Origin of the sequence: Mesobacillus subterraneus, from assembly GCF_000934845.1 — a bacterium.
Lineage (GTDB): Bacteria > Bacillota > Bacilli > Bacillales > Cytobacillaceae > Mesobacillus > Mesobacillus stamsii.
This window is the reverse complement of sequence record NZ_JXIQ01000001.1, coordinates 36,296-56,773: the sequence shown is the minus strand read 5'-3', so window position 1 is coordinate 56,773 and position 20,478 is coordinate 36,296. Positions and strand designations below refer to the sequence as shown.

Sequence of the window (20,478 nt, the reverse complement as noted above, 5' to 3'; positions counted from 1 at the left end):
ATCTTTAGTTCCGTCTATATAGAAAACCATCCTAAATGAGAAAAAGCTGTACAGGAGAATCTGCACAGCTTTTTCTGGTTACTATCAACACTTTTGTTTTTGGATGTCTAAGCTTGTTCTTGTCAATCTTTTATTAGAATGTATGGGCTAAATCCTTCGCACGCGCAATTCCGTTTTCTTTGATTTCCTGTGCTTTTTCAGGGGTTGCGTTGTGACCTTCAAGAATCAGGGATTCAATTGATGGTACGCCGAAGAAGTTCATGATTGTTTCGATGTACCGGTGTCCCATTTCTATGTCCGCAGCTGGTCCTTCTGAGTAATATCCGCCGCGAGCCTGGATGTGAAGGGCTTTTTTATCGGTCATTAAACCAATAGGGCCTTCTTGTGTATATCTGAATGTTTTGCCTGTGACTGCGACTGCATCTAGGTATGCTTTCATGACTGGCGGGAATGAGAAGTTCCATAGCGGTGTCACGAAAACAAATTTGTCTGCTGCTGTGAACTGGTCAACCAGCTCTGCAAGACGGCCGATTTTGGCCTGTTCTTCTGCAGTTAGTGCGGATAATTCAGTGCCTTTTTGCAGTTTGCCCCAGCCGCCTAAAACATCGGCATCAATGTATGGGATGTTTTCTTTGAATAGATCCAGATGAAAGACTTCATCATGCTGATTTTGTTCCTTGTATGTGTTAATAAAGGCTTTGCCAGCTGACAAACTGAATGACTGTTCTTCAGTCAGTGGATGTGCTGTGATGTATAAAACTTTTGCCATGATGTAATTCCACCTATCTATCTTATTTTTGGCATTTCGATTAAAATATGTCTCGAAATGAAAATAGTCCACTTCGAGATATTAATACGTCTTTTTATACTGGTCAATTAATTCGCTCAGTAAGACCTTTTTCGGAATTTTACCTATTTTCTCTATGAATAGCTTTTTTCCAGACCCTTTTCAGTAACACTATGTGCTCGTACCCGGGGCAAAAACTAAATTTCTCCATAAACTATACATAAAAATAAGTAATTTTCGCCAAACTATGCATAGAACTGGAGGTGTATGATTTTGAGTTTATTCAATGCGCTTAATCAATGGAGAAATACTAGATACGAAAACCACCTGACCAATATGAAGGATCAAAATAAATGCCCTGACTGCCATGGCAAGGGTTACTACGCTTTTTCCGCGAATGAATTTGTTTATTACACGGCACCGTATGAATGTCCAGGTTGCAATGGGAGCGGATTATATTCTGATTGGGATGAGAGCACAACTTAAAAATGGCGCTGCATAAGCAGAGCCATTTTCTTTATGGACAATTCTCACATTCTAAAAAGCAGACCCTGCCCTAACTGTGATTATTTCACCAATTTTTTCATCGCATGAATTTGGCCTAGGTGATAGGATTCGTGGAACAAGGCCATATTGGCTAGCTCCCCAAATGTCTCCAGTCCGAGAATAGGCTGTTTCAGTTTTTGATCGAGCATGGATGCCGGCACCTCATTGATTCTTTCGAGCTGCGCTTTCAATTGGTTAGCCAATTCCTCAACGGATGGAACATTTCCAGTCCAGTCTGACGGGCGTGTGCCCTTGCCAAAAAGCTCTATGTAATTTTCCGGAAGATGATTCGATTTTTTAGGATAACCCATCATGAACTGTTCTGTCACCGTCAGCACATGGCCTGTATTCCAGTGGATATTATTATTGAAGCCCTCCGGTTGAAAACTCGCCTGCTCAGGGTCTAATCCCTCTATCTCCTGCAAAAAATTTCGTCTCGTTAATGCAAATTGTTTAAACAATAGTTCGCTCATTATTTTCCCCTTTCCTGGCTTTTAATGTTTATTTTATCCATTCCTTATCTACTTGACAAGAAAAAAGCCTTATACCCTTAAGGGTATTTTATCCAAAAAGGGAAATGGTTGTCAAAAATTGTTCAAAACATTATGGCTGATGTGTGTCTTCACACTTTTTTCACAGATTTTCCTTCGTTACTTTGATATTTTATAAGTGTAATCATTATATTGTGAAGGGAAGCGATTTAGATGTTCGCTAATTGGTTAAGAGAAAACAATATTGCTGCTGGCCTGTTGACTGTGATTCGTGTTTGGCTCGGTTACAACTGGATGACTGCCGGATGGGGAAAATTGACTGGTGAAGGTTTTGACGCAACTGGATTTTTGAAAGGCGCTGTCGCCAATCCAGTGAAAGGTCCAGATGGACATATGGTGTATGGATGGTATGTTAATTTCTTGGAAAACTTTGCAATTCCAAACGTTGATTTATTCAACTTTATCGTGCCGCTTGGAGAGTTCCTTATCGGTCTTGGACTGATATTAGGTTGTTTAACAACTGCTGCAATGTTCTTTGGGCTTGTGATGAACTTCAGTTTCTTCCTGGCCGGCACTGTATCTCATAACCCAACGGACATCTTCTTCGGATTTATCCTCCTGTTTGCAGGCTTCAATGCTGGCAAATATGGCTTGGACCGCTGGGTCGTTCCTTTCATTCGCAAGGCTGTCTTCAAACAAACACCAGAAGCAGCACATAAAGCAGTTTAACCATTTCATATATAGAAAGCCCTCTGCCAAGCCGGCAGAGGGCTTTTTGTTTTTTCTTTAAAAGCAGCGGACAGCGTATGGTACAATAACGATAGCATGGAATGATACGGAGGAGTCAAGATGGATACACGGCAATTGGCTTATTTTGTGCAAGTCGCAAAGGATAACAGTTTTACAGTTGCAGCAAAGAATCTACATCTCTCTCAGCCTGCTTTAAGCAAAATGATAAAAAAACTGGAAGAGGAACTCGGAGTCCAGCTCTTTGATCGTTCCGAGCATAAAATGGCATTAACTGATGTAGGAGAAAAGCTTTTCGAAGAGGGTCAAAAACTGCTCCTGGAGATGGATTCCATCACGGAAGCGATTCAGGATACTAAAAATTTAAGGACCGGAAATGTGAGTGTTGGCATTCCTCCTGTCATCGGGACAAGCTATTTCCCTCCACTGATTGCAAATTTCAGAAAAAAATATCCTGGTATCAATCTTTCGATCATTGAAAACGGGGCTGTGACCGTGTATGAAATGGTGGAAAAAGGCTTTGTCGACCTTGGGCTTGTGATTTTGCCTAAGCTTTCTGACCAAATTGAATACATTCCTGTAACGGTGGATGAGATTGTTTTAATCGTCCATAACGATCATCCGCTGGCTGAAAAGGAGACAGTAGTATTCGAGGATTTGAAGGATGAAACCTTTGCTCTCCTGGATGACACCTTTCTTCTCCACCATCATGTCATTAAAGCGTGCCGGGAAGCTGGCTTTGAACCGAATATTTATTTTAAAAGTTCGCAATGGGACTTTCTTACGGAGTTGGTCAGTCTTAACCAAGGAATTTCGATCTTGCCACGGCCCATCCTCGCTAGATTCAACAGCAAAAATATTAAGCAAATCCGAATCGATCATCCGGAAATGAAATGGCGGATTGCCGTCATTGTAAAAAAACAGCGATACGTCTCTTTTGCCGCAAGGAAATTCATTGAATATATTAAAGAAAATATAGCAAAACAATAGTTCAGTATTTCAGCAGGAGTGCAAGGATCCCCAACCTTCACTCTTTTTTTATTCCATAACCAAAAGTTATTCATACTATGATTTATATGTATTTTCTTTTATTCGTGTTACCGCTTACATTATTAGTGTACTCATTTTAATTTACGTAGGGGGTTTACATTATGAACAGAATGGAAGATAAAGTTGCCATTGTCACAGGAGGAGCACGGGGCATTGGTCGCCAGATTGTGGAAACGCTTTCTCGCGAGGGAGCTAGACGCATCTATTCACTCGATATGGGAATCGGTGAATATGATTTGCCGAATGTACAGCAAGTTCAAGTAAACGTGACGAATCGTGACCAGGTAGCGAAATTTGTCGAAAATGTGAAAAATGAAGTAGGGAAAGTGGATGTTCTTGTAAATAATGCCGGTATCACTCGAGATGCGCTAATTCAAAAAATGACGGAGGATATGTGGGATGCAGTTATAGATGTGAATCTAAAAGGTGTCTTCAACCTGACTCAGGCAGTCGCTCCAATCATGATGGAAAATGGCAAAGGCTCCATCATTAGCATTTCCTCCGTTGTTGGCGTTTATGGAAACGTTGGCCAGACGAATTATGCAGCCACAAAAGCCGGTGTAATCGGCATGACCTATACATGGGCGAAAGAATTCACGCGCAAAGGTGCTGCAGTACGCTCCAATGCGATTGCACCAGGTTATGTAGAAACAGAAATGATGGCTACTGTACCTGATAAAGTCCTTCAGCCAATCAGGGATAAAACTCCGCTCGGACGTCTTGGGCAGCCGCAGGAAATTGCGAATGCTGTATTGTTCCTAGCTAGTGACGAGTCGAGCTATGTTAATGGACACGTTCTTGAAGTAAATGGCGGTTTAAGGCTTTAATCATACTTTTAGACAGAATGAGAAAACGACAATGAGGTGTTGAATATGTCTTCTGTTAAAATCATTTCATCACAGGATGCAGCGAATCTGATTACCGACAATGCGGTTGTTGGCTTAGGCGGGTTTATCGGCGTAGGAGTTGCAGAAGAGATTTATATAGAAGTAGAAAAAAGATTCCTTGAAAACCACTCCCCTAAAAACCTTACCCTGGTTTATGCAGCCGGGAATGGTGATGGAGTGGATCGCGGCATGAATCATTATGCCCATGAAGGATTAGTAAAAAGAATCATTGGCGGACATATGGGTCTCGCTCCAAAGTTCCAGCCACTAGTAGTAAATAATAAAATCGAAGCCTATAACCTGCCGCAAGGTGTAATTTCACAAATGTTCCGTGACGGAGCAGCTGGTAAGCCGCGCACTATTACACATGTCGGCCTTGGAACATTTGTCGATCCGGATATTGATGGCGGCAAACTGAATGAAACCACCAGCGAACAAATAGTCGAGAAGGTACATTTCGATGGTAGTCCCTATCTTGCCTATAAAACTCAGAAACTTGATTTCGCGTTGTTGAAAGGTTCGGTTGCTGATGAAAATGGGAATATCAGCTTCGAAAAGGAACCGCTTACCCTGGAAATCCTCTCCATTGCCATGAATGCACGCAACAGCGGCGGGAAAGTAATTGTCCAGGTAGAAAAGATGGTCAAAAATGGTTCGATCGACCCTAAGCTTGTTGCTATACCAGGGATACTCGTCGATTATGTGGTCATTGCGGAAAACCTGGCAAACCATATGCAAACCTTTGGCACGCAGCATAACGAAGACTTTTACCGAAGCGATGTCGTTCACAAGCAGTCAACAAAAAAATATCCACTCAACGAGCGCAAAGTGATTGCCCGCCGTGCCGCGATGCTATTGAACGAAGATATTAAAGTAATCAATTATGGAATTGGTGTTCCTGAAATTATCGCAAATGTCCTGCAGGAAGAAGGAATGAATGATCTGTTCACTCCTACGCTTGAACCAGGTGCGATTGGCGGCACAGCTGCTGGCGGATTGGACTTTGGCTGCTCGATCGGACCAGAGGCCATCATTGACCAGCCGTACATGTTTGACTATTACGATGGCGGTGGAATTGATGCCGCATTCCTTGGCCTCGCTCAATGTGATACAAAAGGAAATATTAATGTTTCAAAGTTCGGACCTAAAATCGCCGGATGCGGCGGATTCATCAATATTACCCAAAATGCTGGGACGATTGCATTTTGCGGAACGTTCACTGCCGGAAGCTTGAAGGTAGCGACAGGCAGTGGGAAGCTGGAAATTCTCCAGGAAGGCAAAGCAAAGAAATTCATTGAAGAAGTCGAACAAATTACGTTCAGCGGAGAAGTAGCACGGGAAAATCGCAAAAAGGTTATCTATATCACCGAGCGTGCCGTCTTTGAACTTTTTCCTGAGGGATTAACACTGACAGAAATCGCCCCAGGCATCCATTTAGAAAAAGATGTTCTGTCCCAAATGGGATTCAGGCCATTGATTGCGAAAAGCTTAAAATTGATGGACAGCAAGATTTTCACCGATGAGCCAATGGGTTTAAAAGATATCACGACTTCTGGTTTTCACAATCTAGCAATTTAATAAAAAAAACGATGTATTTGAGAGGAGTTTTCCAATGGAACTATTTATTATACTTTTGGCCTTGGGTTTACTGATGTTTACGGCTTATAAAGGATTTTCTGTTATCCTTTTTGCACCAATTGCCGCCCTTTTGGCTGTACTGCTGACGGACCCAAGCCATGTGCTTCCTTTTTTCAGCAACATCTTCATGGAGAAAATGGTCGGATTTATCAAGAGCTACTTCCCGGTATTCCTGCTGGGAGCGATTTTCGGTAAAGTCGTTGAAATGTCTGGGATAGCGGAGTCAATCGCCAAATCCATCATTAAATTAGTCGGCGGCACGCGCGCTATCCTGGCCATTGTTCTAATGGGCGCAATTTTAACATACAGTGGTGTCAGCCTGTTCGTTGTCGTTTTCGCCATCTATCCATTTGCTAAAAATTTATTCCGAGAGGCGAACATTCCGAAAAGATTAATCCCAGGTACCATTGCACTTGGGGCTTTTACCTTCACAATGGATGCACTTCCTGGAACACCACAGATTCAAAACGTAATTCCAACCAGCTTTTTTGGTACTGATATTTACGCGGCACCTGTACTTGGAATCCTTGGAGCAATTCTTGTGTTTACATTAGGAATGCTCTACCTGGAAACGCTCCGGAAAAAAGCGGCCAGACAAGGAGAAGGATTCTATGGAATGGATAATGCCGAATCTGCCGCTGCTGCGGAAGCTGATGCACTGGAGGATGGTGGCAGCACCATTGATATGTCAGCTAAAACAAACACCTATAGAGCTGTTTTGGCATTCGTTCCATTGGTCCTTGTAGGAGTTGCCAACAAGTTCTTCACAGTGAATCTGCCAAAATGGTATCCGAACGGTTTTGATTTTTCCAAAATTGGCCTTGAATCATACGGAACAGTCCAAATGTCCGGAGTGGTCGGAATCTGGTCCGTTGAGCTAGCCTTAATCCTTGGAATCTTGGCTACCCTTCTCTATAACTGGAAAAAGGTTACCGGAGGCTTTAAAGTTGGAATCAACGCAGCAATTGGCGGTGCCTTGCTTGCATCAATGAACACGGGAGCTGAATATGGTTTTGGCGGCGTTATTTCCTCTTTGCCTGGCTTCTCGGTTGTCAGCAAAGGTATCTCTACTACTTTCACAGATCCTCTGATTAACGGAGCAGTGACGACGACTACCCTTGCCGGTGTGACTGGATCTGCTTCAGGCGGAATGGGAATTGCTTTGAGTGCAATGTCAGAAACATATATGAAAGCAATCAATGAGTTTAATATTCCCCCAGAGGTTATGCACCGGGTCATTTCAATGGCGTCTGGAGGAATGGATACCCTCCCGCACAACGGAGCAGTCATCACATTGCTTGCAGTTACAGGATTGACTCATAAGCAATCTTACAAAGATATTTTCGCTATCACTGTCATAAAAACTTTGGCTGTGTTCTTCATCATTGCAGTTTACAAGTTAACGGGACTAGTATAATGATAACAGGAGAGGAGGAGCAGATCCTCCTTTCTAATTTCAATTCGGAAGGGGCAAGAAAAATGGAAAATACAATAGTGATTGCAAGTGCGGTAAGAACAGCTACTGGAACGTTTGGCGGGGCTTTGTCGAAGGTAGCTGCAGTTGACCTCGGAGCTGCTGCAATTAAAGCAGCATTGGAAAGAGCGAATGTAAGCACTGATTTGGTCGATGAAGTCATTATGGGAAATGTCCTTCAGGCTGGACTAGGTCAAAATCCGGCTCGACAGGCTGCATTAAGAGCGGGATTGCCTGACACATGTCCATCGATGACGATTAATAAACTTTGTGGATCAGGGTTGAAAGCTGTTCACTTGGCATATCAGGCAATAGCAGCCGGTGAAGCGGACATCATCGTCGCTGGCGGAATGGAAAACATGAGCCTGTCACCTTTTGTTCTCAAAGGTGCCCGGGAAGGCTTTAAAATGGGCGACCAAAAGCTTGTAGATACTTTGCTTAGCGATGGCCTCGTATGTGCAATCAATGATTATCATATGGGAATTACTGCTGAAAATCTTGCCGAAAAGTATGATATCTCCCGCAGCGAACAGGACACTTTCTCAGTCAAAAGCCAGAATAGGGCAGAAGCTGCAATAACGTCTGGGCGCTTTAAGGATGAAATTATCCCTATCGAAGTAAAGCAGCGAAAAGGTGACCCTATCGTCGTCGACCAGGATGAGCATCCTAAATTCGGCAGTACGTTGGAGAAGATTAGCAAGTTAAGGCCTGCCTTCAAGAAAGACGGAACAGTCACTGCTGCCAATGCTTCTGGAATCAATGATGGTGCAGCTGCAGTTGTCGTCATGAGTGGCAAAAAGGCAAAAGAACTAGGAATCACTCCGCTAGTAACAATCAAGGCAAATGCATCCGCAGGCGTTGACCCGTCCATCATGGGGATCGGACCCGTTCAGGCTGTCAAGAAAGCTCTTAAGAAAGCTGACATGGAGTTAACGGATATCGATTTAGTTGAGGCAAATGAAGCATTTGCTGCACAAGCTCTATCCGTCATGAAGGAACTGGGCATGAGCGAGGACAATGTCAATGTCAACGGCGGTGCCATTGCACTTGGTCATCCAATTGGTGCGAGCGGCGCAAGAATTCTCGTCACACTAATTCATGAACTGAAGAAACGCGAACAAAAATACGGTCTGGCCACCCTCTGCATCGGCGGCGGAATGGGCGTAGCAACCATCATTGAAAATATTTAATTAAGAATTTTATACTTTCTTATTCCTAAAAAAGGACGGATGCCAATTCATAACGGGTTCGGTTACTGGGGAGAAAACATTAAATAACAACCTAATTGAGGACATCATTCGCATATGAATTGGTGTCCTCTTTTTTGTTGTTATATCAATGATTTAACAGATTTAGCATACTAATTAGCACATAAATACGCATGCAAATTAACAACATCACATAAATTTATGCGATGTTGTTAAAATCAGTGCTAAAACTGGTGCTAATCAGGACACTATTTTTGAAGTAAATGGAAATTTTATGTTAATATAGAGAGAGTTTGTGAAGAGTTATTCTTAAACTAAAGAGCAGGTTAGTTGAACAAGAATATTACACAAATCAAATATTTGAGGTAGGGTGAATTATGAGTATTGATAAAGATAGACTTTTTTTAGAAATGGCATTGGTAGAGGCAGAGCAAGCATTAAAGGAAAATACATACCCAGTAGGGGCAGTAATTGTTGATGAAAACTTTAATTTAATTTCAACAGGACGAAATAGAGTACATCCAGCAAAAGATGTAACTGCCCACGCAGAAATTGATGCTATAAGAAATGCGGGTAATGCAATATTTAATGCAAAAATAAAAAGAGAAAAATTCACAATATACACTTCCTTAGAGCCTTGCCCTATGTGTACGGGTGGGATTTTATTTGCAAATATTAAAAGAGTTGTTTGGCTTCTAAATGACGACTTAGGATTTGGTGGTTATAAAAAAATAAAAGATTCAAAGGTCTTTGATGAAAGGTTTAATCTAGTAGAAATGATTGAAGAACCATATGAAGATTTAAAGAATAGGCAAAAAGATCTTATGAGTAAATGGGCAATTAATCCAAATAATGTTATAAACTTACGAAATGCAATAAAATAGATTTTCTTTATTCAATGAACGGAGCAGGTTAGTTGAATAAATGTACTTCAATATTTAATACAGAGAGGAAACAATATGAAGGGTTTAATTATAAAATCACTTTGGATTGAACTTATCTTAGAAGGAAAAAAAGTATGGGAGATTAGGGGTTCAAACACAAATATAAGGGGTCCAGTTGCTCTAATAAAGAGTGGTTCAGGTAAGGTGATTGGTGAAGCGAATATCATTGATAGTAAAGAGTTGACCTTGGAAGTTTATCAAACAAGTAGAAAATTTCACTGTGTTATGAGTGAAGATTCCGCCCAATTACCTTATAAAAGAACGTATGCTTGGGTGTTTGATAAAACTAATATATATAAAGAGCCAATTCCTTATAAGCATCCTATGGGTGCAGTTATTTGGGTCAATCTTTCCGATTCCATTTTTTAAGTCTTTATTGTGCTTACGGGTGCTTTACTTCAAGGGAATAATGCCTGCCCTTATTGAACTAAAGAAGCAGGTTAGTTGAACAAGGAATGATTGTAACTGAACAGGATAAACTAACCCTAAAATTAATAAAGGGTGATAAAATTGGATAAAAGTAAACCTCTACTATTTGTTTTATTTAGTATACTAATTTGTGGGTTGTATTATGGGACCGTATATGCAAAACCAAACGATACTCCTCCTTCTTTTGAGAAAATATTTGCTGAAGTAGGGTACAAATCAGTAGCTGATGCATTAGACGATTTTGAACATCATATTAACCAAGAACTTGAGTTACCGACAAGAGTACCACCAATTAGCTTTACTCATTACTTTGGTAGGTTTAATAATCTTGATGGCGAGATAAACGATACTTTAGAAGTTAAATTTATAAGTGACCAATTACCTGATAATCATTTCAAAATAGATGTTCGACCTATTCAGCATAAAATCACATTTAAAAAGTATAAATCAAAAGTCTTTAAGTTAAAAAATGGAACTAATGCAACATATATTTATGACCTGAAATTTGGTTTTAATTTGTTAGTCTTTGAACGAGATAATTGGCAATATGTGTTTAGTATTGATGAAGACGTATCTGATAAAGTGACACCCGAAATCCTCGTTCAGATAGCAAATTCTATTGATTTCTAAATAATTCTTATTCAGCTAACGGGTGCGTTAGCTCAATAAGTATAGTAAAAAACTACATCAAAAAACGCTCAGAAATCTGAGCGTTTTTACTTACCATTTATATTGCCAATTCACTGTAAATATCTATGCTACTTAGCATGATATTTACAGTGTTATTTGCATTTTTCTCTCCATCAAACGAACCCGTTAGCCAATTCATCCGTCCTTTTTTTATCTTCTATCTTTTCATGCATAATAGCTACGCTTTTTTCGACCAGCGCAGCTTGCTTGTTCCTTGTTATTTCTGCCACCAGGAGTCAAACATGGTTGCGGGCATCTGCCGTTTATGCTCTGAAGCAAGGTATCTGCCTTCAATTTTCGCAGCGGCTGCTTCCTCTATTTGCTTTCCTTCCAAATAATCATCAATTGCTTCATAGCTGACACCAAGCTCCGTCTCATCGGACTGAAGCGGTTTATTGTCCAAAAGGTCCGCAGTCGGCTCTTTTAAGTAAAGTTCCGGGCCAGCGTTCAATGCCTTGAGCAACTCCCGGCCCTGTCGCTTATTCAAGCCCGATAATGGCAGCAAATCGGCCCCTCCGTCGCCGTATTTCGTGTAAAAACCGGTTACTGCCTCGGCAGCATGATCTGTCCCAACTACCAGCATGCCTTCCTGTCCGGCAATAGCATACTGGGTAATCATTCTCATCCTTGCCTTTGCATTCCCTTTATTGAAATCCGTCATCTTGCCGCCGATCGCTGCTTCGAATTGTGTATTGAAAGTATCGACAGCAGGCTGGATATTGAAGGTGATTGTTTGGTCAGGCTGAATAAATTCCAATGCTTTCTGGGCATCATCCTCGTCCTTTTGGACAGCATATGGAAGTCTGACAGCCACGAACTTTGCCTCCTTGCCTTCCGACCGCAATTCCTCTGCAGCCATCTGGGCAAGTCTTCCACTGAGAGTGGAATCCTGGCCGCCGCTGATTCCAAGTACAAATCCTTTTGCCTGTGCTGTAAGCAAATATTTTTTTAAAAAGTCAATTCTGTTCCTGATTTCTAGCTGGGGATCAATTTGCGGCTTCACATTCAAAGCCGCAATGATCTGTTTTTGCAAACTCATGATAACCCTCCTCGAAAATCACGTGAAACTATTTAACCGTAGCATATCCAATTTAAAGTTCAAAGTCTAGATGTTAGTCAGAAAATCTGACATCTAGACTCATTTTACCCTTACGGTTTAGGAACGTAACATTTTGTCTGTTGCCTGTTTTTTGCTAGACTAGAATACATACAACTATTTGAAAGAACGGGAGGCAATCCATAATGACGAATCACGAAACATTTAAAGGATATTTCGGTACGTATACAAAAGGGGACAGTGAAGGCATCTACTCTTTTACACTGGATGTAGCAAATCAAAAGATTCTTAATGTAGCACCAGCAGCTGCGCTGGAAAATCCTACTTACCTGACCATAAGCGAGGATAACCGCTTCCTATACGCCGTTGCAAAAGAAGGTGGTAACGGGGGAGTGGCAGGCTTTGATATTCTCGAATCCGGAAAATTATCTTTCATCAATTCGCAGCTTGCTCCAGGATCATCTCCCTGCCATGTGAGCGTGAATCCGGACAACACCCTGCTTTTGTCCGCCAATTACCATAAAGGTTCTGCAGATTCTTATTTATTGAACGCTGAAACAGGAAGGATTTCGGCAACCTTATCCAGCGTGGCCCATGAAGGATCGGGGCCTGATAAGCGCCAGGAAAAAGCGCACACCCATTTTGCCGGTTTTACCCCGGACGGGAATTACGCTGCCGTGATCGACCTTGGCATCGACCAGTTGATTACCTACCAACTCGACAATGGCCAGCTGATAGAAAAGAGTAGAATGCATGTAAAACCAGGCAGCGGTCCAAGACATCTTGTTTTCCATCCAAATAAGAAAATCGCTTATTTGATGACCGAATTCAGTTCAGAGGTTCTTGTCTTAACATACGAGCGGGAAAATGGCAGCTTCGAACAGATGCAAGCGATCTCCACCCTGCCAGCAGATTTTACCGAAAACAACCAAGGCAGCGCGATCCATATTTCAACTGATGGAAGATACGTCTACGCAGCCAATCGTGGGCATAATAGCATTGCTGTTTTCCTGGTGGATCCAGAAAGCTTTAAGCTTACTTTTATTGAAGATACGTCAACAGAAGGAGATTGGCCAAGGGATTTTGTGCTTGATCCAAGCGAAAACTTCCTGATTGCCGCAAACCAGAACTCCAGCAATGTCGCGCTCTACTCTCGTGATGTTGAAACAGGCAGGTTAACTTTATTACAGTCTGATATAAAGGTTCCAGATCCGGTTTGCGTAAAGTTTTTAAATTACTAAAAAGGTAGGCAGGTGCTAAAACAACCTGCCTACCTTTTTAGTGATCGCTTGGAAATTTGACTCCCATTTGGTGCCTAGCCTCATCGAGAATCTTCATCGTGATTCGCGAGTTTTCGAGCGAATTGTTTTTGGATTCCATTTTCCCTTGCTGAATTAAGGCAATGAATTCCTCTGCTTCATAAAACATCTGATCTGCTAGCTGCTTTCTTGCTAGATCTTCTCTTCTGCCATCACGGTAAAAAATTTCCACCTTTTCAGGCGAGCTGATTTTATCAATGCGGATGTTTCCATTCTCTCCGTGTATTTCTGAAGGGAGCGTCGAATCCGTGATCTTTGAAAACAGGATGACCGCATCCATTTCATCGTATTTCAATAACAGGCTGCCTTCTCCATCGACACCAGACTCAAGTATGTAGCCGTTCGCCTGAACGGACCTGGGCTCTCCAAACAACACTATGAGCGGGTATATGCAGTAAATTCCGATATCCATCAGCGAACCAGCAGAGAATTGCGGATTGAAAGCATTCAGTACGATTCCTTCTTTGTATTTATCATAGCGAGAGGAGTACTGGCAATAGCTTGCAAAGTACCTTCTGATCGGACCGATTTTGTCCAGATTCTCCTGGACTGCCTTGAAGTTTGGCATTAAGGTTGATTTCAGCGCCTCCATCAATACCACTTGATTGTCTTTTGCCGTTTTGATCATATCGCCAAGTTCATGGCTGTTGGACGCAATCGCTTTTTCGGATAAAACATGCTTGCCGTTTTTCATAAAGATAATCGCCTGGCTGGCATGCAAAGAATTGGGGCTGGCAAGGTAGACGGCATCGATCGCATCGCTTTTGGCCATCGCTTCCAAATCCGTAAAAATAGTTTCCACACCGAACTTGTCTGCAAACTTAGCAGCACGTTCCTCCGTACGGGAATACACTGCAGCCAACTTGAAATCCATATGATGGCTTGCCCCTTTTATAAAAGCTTCCGTAATCCAATTTGTTCCTACCACTCCGAATCGCACCATCTCGTTCATCCTCTCCTTCAGCTCGTTTTATATCTTACCGAAAAGGTAGTTCAATCACAAACTTTGTCCCTTTGCCGTGTTCGCTCTCTACTTTAATTTTTCCCTTATGCATCTGTACTAGCTGCTTGACGATGGATAAACCTAGCCCAAATTCCCCGAAGGGATTGCTCGTTCTCGAGAGATCTGCTTTGTAGAACCGATGCCAAATTTTTTCAATTTCAGCCGGGTCAATGCCGATACCGGTATCCTCAATTTCCATTACAGTCATCTGCTCCCTCTTCCTGCCTCGTAGCGTGATCATCCCGTTTTCAGTGAACTGGATACTATTTTTCGTAATGTTAATCAAAATTTGGACAAGGCGGTCATAATCTGCATGAACTTTTGCCGAATCCTCCACTTCTATTCTAATTTGGTTATTGCGCTCCCCTGCCTGCAATTCAAGTTGCTCCTGGATGATTTCAAACACCTCTACCAGCTCAATATCCTCTAAATGTAGCTGCACTTGATTGGAGCGTATTTTATCATAATCAAGATTCTCATTGACGAGGCGAATCAACCGCTTCGTTTCCTGGCTGACAAGATTGATCCCCCGTTCTTTTTCCGCCTCGGGAATCATATCATTCCTTAGTCCTTCGACGATTCCGCTAATGGTAGTAAGCGGTGTTCTCAATTCATGGGACACATCGGACATGAACTGGCGGCGCCGATTTTCCAAATTTACAATTTCCGATTTCGATTCATTCAGCTTGTCAACCATGCTGTTAAAATCTTTTGCCAATTCGCCAATCTCATCAAAATCGGAACTCGGTACTTTTACCGTATAGTCCCCAGCTGAGACTGTGGAAGTAGCTTCCTGAAGCTTTTTGATCCTGTTGACGTGAATCCGCGACAGAATCCAGCTTAGCAAGAAAGAGACGAACAGACCGATCAGCATCGTATAAAACAAATACTTATTGATTTCGGCAATCGTTTCCCGTGTCCCGCTAATTGGCGAGGTCAGGAGAATACCACCAACAAATCGCCCACGATCTAAATATGGCAAAACCACAAGGGTCACAGCACGGTTATACCGTTCCAAGTCATAATTTTTGACAATTGGCTTCCCGTTTGTAAGCTGACTCCACTCTTTTTCCGTTAATTCAATTGCTGGCCCTCTCCACTTGATGGGATTCAGCAGCTGAATATTTTCATCAAACACACTGAATTGGATATCGCGGCCAAACAGAACTCGTGCATATTGATTGATCACCTGATCCGGCAGTTCCACACCCCGATCCAGGTCCCGCAGAATATTCTCGCCATAGGAAACAAGCTCCTCCGTCTTGTTTTTATAGACCAATGTTTCCACATACTTTGTAAAAACAAGACTCAGGATCAGGAAAGCAACAATGATGATGCTGATATGGCTGAGGAATTGCTGATAAATATACTTAACCTTCATGCACATCAACACTTTCATCGAATTTATAGCCGACTCCCCAAACCGTGTGGAAGAACGGTTGGTCAACACTACCCAGCTTCTTCCTTAACCGCTTAATATGGACATCCACCGTCCGTTCATCTCCGTAATATTGATAACCCCAAACACGCTCGAGCAGCTGTTCTCTAGTAAATACTTGACGCGGATGCTGGACGAAGAGGAGGAGCAGGTCGAACTCCTTTGGCGTCAAATTCGTTACCGGTTTGCCGTCGAGGCTTACCTCCCGTGTATCTTTGTTGATTTTCAAATGGCTCGTCCCGACATCACTGTTATCTTGCTTATGATACCGGCGCGTAACAGCCTTGATCCTCGCCATCAAAGTAAGCGGGCTAAATGGCTTCGTCACATAATCATCCGCCCCCATCTCAAGTCCTAGAACCTGGTCCGACTCGCTATCTTTCGCTGTCAGCATAATGATCGGAATCTCACTGCCCTCCTGTCTGACCTTCCGGCACAAGCTGACCCCATCCATCCCCGGCAGCATCCAGTCGACAATCATTAAATCCCAGTTCCCCCTCTTATATGCCTCATACCCCTTGAGGCCATCATTCACAAACTCTCCTTCCATTCCCTCTTTTAAAAAAAACATCTCAATCATTGCACACACACTCTCATTATCTTCAATCACTAATATTTTCACGGCAATCCCCTCTATTACATAATCAGTTATCTAAAGTCTATCATACAGAAAAGCCAGCTCACAGAATGAGCTGGCTTTCCTGTTATTCTTTTTTAACTGGAAGTCCTTCTGCTTCCCAAGCGTTGAATCCTCCTTCGAGATTGAGCACATCTTTATAACCATTTTTCAGAAGCAGGCTTGTTCCGATCGCGGAGCGTGCGCCTGACTGACAATGGGCAATGATTTTCTTGTCTTTTGGCACTTCGTCAAGCTTGTCGGTCAGGTTGCCGAGCATGATATGATGGGCACCAGGGATATGGCCGCTATCCCATTCACTCTGGTTGCGGACGTCGATGACAAAGTAGGTATCGTCCTCCATCATTTTTTTTGCCTCGCTGGCGGTGACGGTCTTGTATGCTTCCAGACTGCCGGCTAATTCTTTCGAATCAATGTATGCTGTTACCTGATCAAGCCCGATGGACTGCAGGGATTTTTTCACTTCAGCTAGTTCTTCTGGATCTGCAATCAATACAATGTCCTGATCGTAGCTTAATAGCCAGCCAGCCCAGTTTGTGAAGGATTTATTGTACGGGATGTTTATTGTTCCTTCCGCATGCCCTGCGGCAAATTCATTTGCCGGTCGGGTATCTACGACTACTGCATTCCCAGTGTCGGACGGCGACACTTTAGTGTCGGACGGCGACACTTTAGGTGTCTCTTCCTGTCTGAGCAATTCTGGACCTTCCTTGTTCAGTTTCTTCATCTGGGCGAAGTATTTCGGAGGTTCTGGCTGACCGGCTAGCAGCTCCTCCACAAATTTATTCTCCTCTTTAATCTGGAAAGCCCAATTAAATTTTTTCTCATAACCTAAAGTGGTCATCGGAACGGCACCGAGTGATTTTCCACAGGCACTTCCTGCTCCGTGTGCTGGCCATACTTGCAAGAAGTCAGACAGCTTTTCCACTTTCCGGAGGGACGCAAACATCTGGCGAGCGCCAGCCTCGGATGTATCTTTGATTCCTGCTGCTTTTTCGAGAAGATCAGGACGGCCGACGTCGCCGACAAACAGAAAGTCGCCCGTAAACATGCCCATTGGTTCATTGGCACCGCCACCTTTATCCGTCAATAAGAAGGAGATGCTTTCCGGGGTATGTCCCGGGGTATGGATCACTTCAAAATAAATATTCCCGATATGGAAGGTTGATCCTTCCGTAACTAATTCATGCTCATACTGGTCAACATATTGATACTTCCAGTCCTTATCCCCTTCATCCGATACATACAGCTTGACTCCATGGTGGTGGGCGAGCTCTCTTGCACCTGACAGATAATCTGCATGAATATGGGTTTCCGTTGCGGCAGTGATCGTAAATCCCTCTTTATTGGCTGTATCCAAATAAGGTTGAATATTCCTTGCCGGGTCGATAACAAGCGCCTGTCCCGTCTTCTGACAGCCGATGAAGTATGACATATGGGCGAGCTGGTCATCAAAATATGACTTGAAATACATCTAGATTCCCCCTACATTTTTATGTGCCTATATTCCTTTATACCCCTCTTCCTATTTTTTAAAAACAAGAAATTTAGGCTCTAGCTGGTTTTTTCATCATCAAAATATAGAGCAGGATCGAAACGAAAACGGAAACAGCGGAAGCGATGTAGATACTTCCATATCCAAGCCAGTGGCCAATCTGACCGAAAGCCATTGCCCCAACTCCGACACCTAAATCGAAAAAGGAGAAAAAGGTGGCATTCGCCATTCCTTTCCTGTTCATCGGTGCCTCCTGGACAGCCCAAGCCTGCAATGCGGGCTGGACAGAACCAAAACCGAATCCATATAGGCCGGCCGCAATGAACATCACCAGGCTGTTTGGAAGCCAAGCCAATAGAATCATCGCGATCATGATCAAAAATGTCCCAGGCAGAAAAACAGCACCATGGCCTCTTTTATCATAAAGTTGGCCGGCAAAAGATCTTGATAGCATTAACGTCACCGCAAAAATAAAAAAGTACCATTCGATCCCTGCAATTCCCTTCTGGGCTGAGTAGAGCGGCAGGAAGGAAGCGATACCTCCAAAGGTAATTGTTATGAACAACAACAGCAAGGATGGCTGCAGGGCAGTTTTCTCATATAAATCCCATCTGCGCTTCACCTGAACCTTTTCCGCTTTCTCTGCCTTTTTATAGGTTATCCTTGATGCGAGAACAAATGCAGCTAGACCAAGAGCGGCACTGATTAAAAATAATTGCTTAAAGGAAATAGCAGCAGCCAAAGCAAGTCCAAGCGTTGGTCCCATCGCCAATGCGACGTTCCCGGAGAGTCCAAAAAATCCCATTCCTTCCCCTCTCCGTCTCGGCGGAATGAGGTCCGTTGCGATTGTGCCAGACGCGGTTGTTGAAAATCCCCAGCCAACTCCTTGGATGATTCGCATGAAAAATAGCAAAGCCATTCCCGAAGCAAATCCAAATGAACCAACAGATACAACGAAGATGGCCAGTCCTGTCAGGTAGATGATTCCTCGCCCTTTCGTTTCCAGCATCCTGCCGACAAATGGCCGCACGAGTAATGCGGAAAATGTAAAAATACCAACGACAAAGCCGATTAACTGGTCATTGCCGCCTAAATGCTCGACGAACAGAGGAATGGTTGGCAATGTCATTTGAAATCCCATGAAGATAAAGAAATTCGCTAAAAAAATAAGCAGAAAATCCTTGCTCCAAATTTTCTCAGTGCCGTGATGCTGTTGAGCCTCTTTTGCTGGTTGATTCATGTCTTTCATCCTTTCTGACTATATGAGTGAAGGCACTGTGGCAAATTTTCTTTTTTATAAAATCTACGAAGTCACCGTGTTTCTGATTATTTTTTCACTACTTACAGAACAATAAATTTGAATATGGTTAAGCCTATTCCAATCAGAAAGCCGCACACCGCACCGTTGACCCTGATCCATTGCAAGTCTTTTCCTACATTATTTTCCATCATGTCAATGAGTGTTTCGGTATCAAGCTGATCCAAATTTTCCTTGACCAGTTTTCCAATTTTCGAATGGTTTCTGTCAATCTGTTCCGCAATTTTCCCATGAAGCCAGCTTTCGATCGCAGTTACCTTTCCTTCATCTGCTTTGATTTCGTCGAAAAACCTTTTCACTACTGGAATCACCATGTCATCCATAAAACGATCCTTTTCGATTTCCGCTACTAGGCGTTCCTTTGATTTTGCCAGGACTCCCTTGATTTGTCCGGTCACATTCATTTCCTCGATCATCTTATCTTTCCAGGACTGGATTTCAGCCATCAGGGCATCCCGTTCACTAATGCTTCCCAGTTCTTTGCGGAGTTTATCCAGGATCATATGGCGGTATCGATTATCATCCTGCTGCAGATTTTTCATTCTTTTTAAAATGAAGGATTGTAAAATCGTTCCTACTTTTTCTTCGGTAATCATATTGCTGAATGATTGAATGGCAAATTTCAAGAGACCATCAGCTTCGGTTGTATCAATGGCCTGTTTTCCGAGCTTGCCTAGAACCATTTTCGCTTCAGCATCAGCTGCCCATTTTTCTGTTTCTTGCAAAACATAGTCGAATGCAGCCGAATCATATTCTTTTTCCAGGATATGACTTCCTGCCTTTTGCAATAAATCGGAACTATCGGCTGAAAGCAGCATGTCTTTGATTTCTTTTTCGATCATCGGGGCGAACCGTTCAACGTCTATTTTTCTAACCATCTCCAGACTAAACCGATGAATGCTATTTTTCACAGCGTCAGAATGAAGCCCCTTCTCAGCTGTTTCAATGATTTTTTCCAAAATAGGAATTTGCTTGAACTTTTCCATGATACTTTCTTTTGTGAGCCAATCATTCTCAAGCATATTGATTAACGCACCCGTTACCTTATCACGATTTTTCGGCAAAAGCGCCGTATGCGGGATTGGGATGCCGAGCGGATGCCGGAACAGCGCCGTCACTGCAAACCAATCGGCTAGCCCGCCAACAAGACCGGCTTCAAAGCCCCCCATCAATAATTTCCCGACCAGCGACTCCTGAAATGGAATCATTGCAAGGAACCCTACTCCCATAATCGCCAGCGAAATAGCCGCTAAATGTCTAGATGTATTCATTCGTTTTTCCATATATCTCCCTCGGTTACTATTTGATTGATTCCCATCT

20 protein-coding genes are annotated in these 20,478 nt (G+C 42.8%); 11 read left to right on the top strand and 9 right to left on the bottom strand.

Going from position 1 to position 20,478, the window contains the following annotated elements:
- Positions 1–133: 133 nt before the first annotated feature.
- Positions 134–769, bottom strand: coding sequence for an FMN-dependent NADH-azoreductase (locus UB32_RS00280; protein WP_044390218.1), 636 nt, complete (start codon positions 767–769; stop codon positions 134–136).
- Positions 770–1,060: 291 nt separating this feature from the next.
- On the opposite strand from UB32_RS00280, the gene UB32_RS19155 reads away from it, so the two are divergent.
- Entirely contained in the window at positions 1,061–1,273 is a 213-nt protein-coding gene (locus tag UB32_RS19155) for a methionine aminopeptidase (RefSeq protein ID WP_084221658.1), read from the top strand.
- An 80-nt stretch (positions 1,274–1,353) separates the two neighbouring features.
- On the opposite strand, the gene UB32_RS00275 is transcribed toward UB32_RS19155, so the two are convergent.
- Entirely contained in the window at positions 1,354–1,806 is a 453-nt protein-coding gene (locus UB32_RS00275; protein WP_044390217.1) for a DinB family protein, read from the bottom strand.
- Between the two features lie 231 nt (positions 1,807–2,037).
- Between UB32_RS00275 and UB32_RS00270 the strand changes: the two genes are divergently transcribed.
- The 9 genes from UB32_RS00270 (at position 2,038) to UB32_RS00230 (ending at position 10,831) form a co-directional block, all read left to right on the top strand.
- On the top strand, positions 2,038–2,553 hold the full coding sequence (locus UB32_RS00270) for a DoxX family membrane protein (RefSeq protein WP_044390215.1): 516 nt from the start codon (positions 2,038–2,040) through the stop codon (positions 2,551–2,553).
- 120 nt (positions 2,554–2,673) lie between these two features.
- Entirely contained in the window at positions 2,674–3,561 is an 888-nt protein-coding gene (locus UB32_RS00265; RefSeq protein ID WP_052806883.1) for a LysR family transcriptional regulator, read from the top strand.
- Between the two features lie 161 nt (positions 3,562–3,722).
- Positions 3,723–4,448, top strand: coding sequence for a beta-ketoacyl-ACP reductase (locus UB32_RS00260; RefSeq protein WP_044390214.1), 726 nt, complete (start codon positions 3,723–3,725; stop codon positions 4,446–4,448).
- A 45-nt stretch (positions 4,449–4,493) separates the two neighbouring features.
- Entirely contained in the window at positions 4,494–6,086 is a 1,593-nt protein-coding gene (locus tag UB32_RS00255) for an acyl CoA:acetate/3-ketoacid CoA transferase (protein ID WP_044390213.1), read from the top strand.
- Between the two features lie 34 nt (positions 6,087–6,120).
- A complete protein-coding gene (locus UB32_RS00250; RefSeq protein ID WP_044390212.1) occupies positions 6,121–7,563 on the top strand; it encodes a GntP family permease in 1,443 nt (480 codons plus the stop codon).
- Between the two features lie 62 nt (positions 7,564–7,625).
- Positions 7,626–8,810 (top strand): acetyl-CoA C-acetyltransferase, encoded by a 1,185-nt coding sequence (locus UB32_RS00245; RefSeq protein ID WP_044390233.1) that lies wholly within the window; start codon positions 7,626–7,628, stop codon positions 8,808–8,810.
- Positions 8,811–9,205: 395 nt separating this feature from the next.
- Entirely contained in the window at positions 9,206–9,712 is a 507-nt protein-coding gene (locus UB32_RS00240) for a nucleoside deaminase (protein WP_044390210.1), read from the top strand.
- 75 nt (positions 9,713–9,787) lie between these two features.
- Positions 9,788–10,141, top strand: coding sequence for an ASCH domain-containing protein (locus UB32_RS00235; RefSeq protein WP_044390208.1), 354 nt, complete (start codon positions 9,788–9,790; stop codon positions 10,139–10,141).
- 132 nt (positions 10,142–10,273) lie between these two features.
- Complete coding sequence (locus UB32_RS00230; RefSeq protein WP_241768388.1) at positions 10,274–10,831, top strand: hypothetical protein; 558 nt, start codon at positions 10,274–10,276, stop codon at positions 10,829–10,831.
- Positions 10,832–11,108: 277 nt separating this feature from the next.
- Here UB32_RS00230 and nadE read toward each other — a convergent pair whose 3' ends face one another.
- Positions 11,109–11,930: an ammonia-dependent NAD(+) synthetase gene (gene nadE, locus UB32_RS00225; RefSeq protein WP_044390207.1), complete on the bottom strand. Its 822-nt coding sequence runs from the start codon at positions 11,928–11,930 to the stop codon at positions 11,109–11,111.
- Between the two features lie 203 nt (positions 11,931–12,133).
- On the opposite strand from nadE, the gene UB32_RS00220 reads away from it, so the two are divergent.
- Positions 12,134–13,189 (top strand): lactonase family protein, encoded by a 1,056-nt coding sequence (locus tag UB32_RS00220; protein WP_044390206.1) that lies wholly within the window; start codon positions 12,134–12,136, stop codon positions 13,187–13,189.
- Between the two features lie 37 nt (positions 13,190–13,226).
- Here the strand turns inward: UB32_RS00220 and UB32_RS00215 are convergent, their stop codons facing one another.
- The 6 genes from UB32_RS00215 to UB32_RS00190 all read right to left on the bottom strand — a co-directional run bounded on the left by UB32_RS00215 (position 13,227) and on the right by UB32_RS00190 (position 20,441).
- Complete coding sequence (locus UB32_RS00215) at positions 13,227–14,210, bottom strand: Gfo/Idh/MocA family protein (protein ID WP_044390204.1); 984 nt, start codon at positions 14,208–14,210, stop codon at positions 13,227–13,229.
- A 34-nt stretch (positions 14,211–14,244) separates the two neighbouring features.
- Positions 14,245–15,651, bottom strand: a complete 1,407-nt coding sequence (locus tag UB32_RS00210) for a HAMP domain-containing sensor histidine kinase (protein ID WP_044390203.1) — start codon at positions 15,649–15,651, stop codon at positions 14,245–14,247.
- Entirely contained in the window at positions 15,641–16,330 is a 690-nt protein-coding gene (locus tag UB32_RS00205; RefSeq protein WP_044390200.1) for a response regulator transcription factor, read from the bottom strand. The genes UB32_RS00210 and UB32_RS00205 overlap by 11 nt, the downstream gene beginning before the upstream one ends.
- Positions 16,331–16,412: 82 nt before the next feature.
- Positions 16,413–17,819: an MBL fold metallo-hydrolase gene (locus UB32_RS00200; RefSeq protein WP_044390198.1), complete on the bottom strand. Its 1,407-nt coding sequence runs from the start codon at positions 17,817–17,819 to the stop codon at positions 16,413–16,415.
- 73 nt (positions 17,820–17,892) lie between these two features.
- Positions 17,893–19,080: an MFS transporter gene (locus tag UB32_RS00195; RefSeq protein ID WP_044390197.1), complete on the bottom strand. Its 1,188-nt coding sequence runs from the start codon at positions 19,078–19,080 to the stop codon at positions 17,893–17,895.
- A 101-nt stretch (positions 19,081–19,181) separates the two neighbouring features.
- Positions 19,182–20,441, bottom strand: coding sequence for a DUF445 domain-containing protein (locus UB32_RS00190; protein ID WP_052806882.1), 1,260 nt, complete (start codon positions 20,439–20,441; stop codon positions 19,182–19,184).
- Between the last annotated feature and the right edge of the window lie 37 nt (positions 20,442–20,478).